This window comes from Acidobacteriota bacterium (assembly GCA_040752675.1).
In the GTDB taxonomy this organism is placed as follows: domain Bacteria; phylum Acidobacteriota; class Polarisedimenticolia; order JBFMGF01; family JBFMGF01; genus JBFMGF01.
In genome coordinates this window covers 1-3818 of record JBFMGF010000037.1, presented here as the reverse complement: position 1 = coordinate 3818, position 3818 = coordinate 1, and the positions used below count along the sequence as shown (strand labels likewise).

The window sequence follows — 3818 nt, the reverse complement described above, 5'->3', positions numbered from 1 at the left end:
GGGAAGTAGATGGTGAAGTTCCCTTTTTTGATGAGAATATCTCCTGGGAGTTTGCCGAGATATGGTATCTTTCCGAAGAGAAGCAGGATGAGTCCAAAGAGAATGATGATGCTACCAATGAGTATCAGCATTTTGCCCATCTGGGGCAAGCCTTCCATCTCTTATTCCTTCTTGTTAGCTAAATTCTTTTTAGTCAAATCCGTCTTTGTCGGTTTATAGAAAAGATCTTACTTCTCTTGTCAAAGATAAATTTTAAAGGGTTTGTTTCAATATGACAAGAAGAGCTCGAAGGCCACCGCTGGGCGTTTATGCAACGCCAAAGGCCTTGTTTGTTGACAGGGCAGAGCTTATATAATAAACTTCAAAAGCATTTTGAGGAGTGCATGTAAGTCCATGCCTGATAAGGTATTTATTTCGGGAATCAGGTTTCACGGTTTCCATGGTCTCACGCAGCAGGAAAGGGAAATGGGTATGAGGTTCTCCGTCGATGTGGAGATGGAGAGAGACCTCTCCATAGCCGCTGAAAAGGACGGGCTAAATAACACAATTGATTATAGGAAAGTTCATCAGCTCGTCGTGGAGATCGGACGGAAAGAGTCCCATAGCCTCATCGAGAGGCTTGCCGGAAGGATTGTCTCCGAGGTCATGAAGAGATTCAGCGTTGATAGGGTCACGGTAAAAGTCAGGAAGGAAACACCCGTTCTGGATGGGATTGTGGACCACGTTGGCGTTGAACTGACCAGGGAGAGGAACCCCGGAGCTCTACGCAAAAGCTATCAACGCGCCGGAAGCGAATTGAATCAAAAAGCAGGTGTTAGCAAATGTAAAATCAAAACCAGGAACAAAATCGAAATCAAAACAAAAATCAAAGATAAGAGCAGAGCCAGGAAAGGAAGAAGGATATCGAGATGATCCTGAAGAGAGTATTCAGGTTTGAAGCTGCACATCAGCTTCCCGATTATCCAGGCAAGTGCCGGAGGTTTCACGGTCACAGCTACCGCATGACGGTTTTTTTGAAGCTACCCGTCGATCCAGAGTCCGGTCTAGCCATGGATTTTGCTGAGATCCAGAGAATCGTCGATCAGAACGTCATTTCGAAGCTCGACCATCAGAATTTGAACGAAATCATTGACAACCCGACGTCGGAACGGCTGATCATGTGGATCTGGGATCAGCTTGAAGGTAAACTCAACGGGATCTATGAGCTTGAACTCTCCGAGACGGAAAGCTCTTCAGTCATCTATCGAAAGCACGATCCATGATTTTAAGGAAGGAAGAATGATCGAGATAATGCGAATAGGATCGGTGGATGAATAAGAAGAAAATCCATCATGCGATAAAATTCTTCCTGAAAGGGGTGGGGGAAAGGTTTCCCGGAGATGACCTGGAGAAGACACCATCGAGGGTGACGAAGGCATGGTTTAACGAATTTCTTTCAGGTTATAGGACAAATCCAGAAAAGCTCCTTGCACCAAAGAAACCAGGAAGAAAAAAACCGGGAAGGGTTAGACTGGAAGAGAAAAAAGTTATAAATAAAAGGATCTCTGGCAGGGATATCATCCTCGCCAGGGATATATTTTTCTATTCAATCTGCGTCCATCATCTTCTTCCTTTCATTGGGTATGCCCACATTGCCTACATTCCTGACGGAAGGATCATAGGGCTTTCTAAAATGGCAAGAGTCCTCGATGCTTTTTCCCGAAGACTTCAGATTCAGGAGAGGCTCGCACGCCAGGTGGCGGATACCCTCCACAGGGGATTGAATGCGAGGGGTACTGCCGTCATCATCGAGGCAGCCCATCTCTGCATGATCCTGAGAGGTGTTAAAAAGAAGGAGAGCAGCATCGTCACGACCTGCTTCACAGGATGCTTCGAGCAAGACGAGAAATTAAGATCAGCACTCATCAAGATGATTTACAGGAAATAGGTTCATCGAATTCTTGCGCTATGTCTAAATATAATGCAATTTTTAAAATATTTTTTTCTTTCTTTTTGATTCTTTTCCCTTCATTTGCTTCCCATCAGGAGCAGATCGAAGGAGTTGTGAAGGAGGGGATTCCCGCCGTATCCTACGCTGACTGGCTCGGGATCAAGAAGCCCATCGTCCGGATCGGGTTGCTCGGAAGCAACGGAAAGATAACCGTTTCCTGCGAAGAGCCTTTCAAAATCCTGGAGACATCAACGGGGCAGAATGTCTGGAAAGAAACATATTCAGGAGAGGTTATCTTACTGCCTTACGGCGTAAGCGACATAGGTTCTAATATCTATCGCGTCCAGATTGGCTCCTTTGCGAACAGGGAAGAGGCGGAAGCTCTGAAGTTAAAGGTGGAACAGGAAACAAGGTTACCGGCTATCGTGAGCTATTTCCCGGACAGGAGAATCTACCGCGTAAGAGTAGGCGAGGCAAAAAGTTCGGATGCAACCCAGCCCATCGCGGCAGAGCTGAAAGAGCTTGGATACAGCGAAGTCTGGATCTCCGAAGAGCTCCCCGAGTGGCGGGAGAATCTCTTCATCCGGATAGTGGACCAGGATTTTCTCAGCCAGATCAGCAGGACCGATTCCCTGGTCATTCTGCCGTCCAATCCTTCCGCGACGCTGAGAGTCAATGAAAAAGAATACAGGGGTTACTTCGAAGTCAAGATTTACCCCACCGGTGTCCTGAGAACCATCAACATCCTCAACATTGAAGATTATCTCAAAGGGGTCGTTCCTCTTGAACTCGGACCAGAACTCTGGCCAGAAATCGAGTCGCTGAAGGCGCAGGCGGTTGCGGCAAGAACTTACATCTATAAGAATCTCGGGCAGTTTGCAGATGAGGGATATGACATTTGTGATACTCAGAGGTGTCAAGTTTACGGGGGGAAGGATGCAGAGCATCCCTTGAGCAGCAGGGCCGTTGATGAAACCTACGGGCAGATCGCCGTCCATGCGGGACTTCCTATCAACGCTCTCTATACTTCGACATGCGGAGGGATGACGGAGGACGCCATCAATATCTTCGAACTTGAAAATGGGGAATATCTCAAAGGGGTCGAGTGCTATCCAGACAGGCAGTCCCTCGCCTCAAAAACTTTCACGGTTTTTTCTTCGGAAGAGATTCCCCTCGTGGAGATCGGAGGCGATCCAGAGCTCCTGAAAGCCTTCGCCCTTCTGATGGTGCATGGAATCTTCGATCAGAATTTCTTGAAAGAAGAGTGGGAACCAAAGAGAAGAATGAGAAGTGATGATACCATCAGATTGCTCCTGAAAAGCGCCGATCTTTCCGGAATCATCTATGAAGGGCCTCTGACAGTCGATGTGGAAACTGTACTGGATTTCTGGCAGCTTGCTGCCAAGGTCTTTTCAATCAACAAAAGGGCCGACCTCCAGATCAGCGAGAAGGATATGGCCCTTCTCCTTCAGATGGGAGAACTGGAAGGGTTCAAGAAAGAATACGGCAAGCTCATGGCCTATCTCATCAGGGAAGGGATAATTCCAGCCGCGCTGTCCCTGAGCATGGGTCCTTCCGAAAGACTGACTCAGGATTATTTTATCTTCTCACTATCAAACCTCATGAAAAGGTTTGGAGGGTTTAAGCTCAAAGAGGGCTCCTTCCGGGAGCTTTCAGAAAACGCGATCGGCATGGTTTCAGAGAGTAGCCCTGCAAGATTCCCGCTTTCATCACGGATCGTCCTCTTCAACTATTTCGGTGGTGACATCTTCCCTGCCGAGGAGATCAAGTTAATCCCCGGGGACAAGTTCTCATTCCATCTGGATGATTCCGCTGCGATCGATTATCTTGAGAGGAAACCGCCGATGAAAGGAGCATCCGACGACCG

The 3818-nt window shown here is 47.5% G+C and carries 5 protein-coding genes; 4 read left to right on the top strand and 1 reads right to left on the bottom strand.

Going from position 1 to position 3818, the window contains the following annotated elements; all coding sequences use genetic code 11:
* A partial coding sequence (locus AB1756_04035) for a DUF2905 domain-containing protein (GenBank protein MEW5806507.1) occupies nt 1-131 on the bottom strand: 131 nt, incomplete at its 3' end.
* A gap of 262 nt (nt 132-393) precedes the next feature.
* Between AB1756_04035 and folB the strand changes: the two genes are divergently transcribed.
* The 4 genes from folB to AB1756_04015 form a co-directional block, all read left to right on the top strand.
* On the top strand, nt 394-912 hold the full coding sequence (folB, locus tag AB1756_04030; protein MEW5806506.1) for a dihydroneopterin aldolase: 519 nt from the start codon (nt 394-396) through the stop codon (nt 910-912).
* The gene (queD, locus tag AB1756_04025) at nt 909-1262 is read left to right on the top strand and encodes a 6-carboxytetrahydropterin synthase QueD (GenBank protein MEW5806505.1); all 354 of its coding nucleotides are present in this window, start codon (nt 909-911) and stop codon (nt 1260-1262) included. Before folB ends, queD begins: the two co-directional genes overlap by 4 nt.
* Before the next feature lie 47 nt (nt 1263-1309).
* Nucleotides 1310-1927, top strand: a complete 618-nt coding sequence (gene folE, locus AB1756_04020; GenBank protein ID MEW5806504.1) for a GTP cyclohydrolase I — start codon at nt 1310-1312, stop codon at nt 1925-1927.
* A 116-nt stretch (nt 1928-2043) separates the two neighbouring features.
* Nucleotides 2044-3818, top strand: a 1775-nt coding sequence (locus AB1756_04015) for a SpoIID/LytB domain-containing protein (protein MEW5806503.1), incomplete at its 3' end; no start/stop codon positions are given.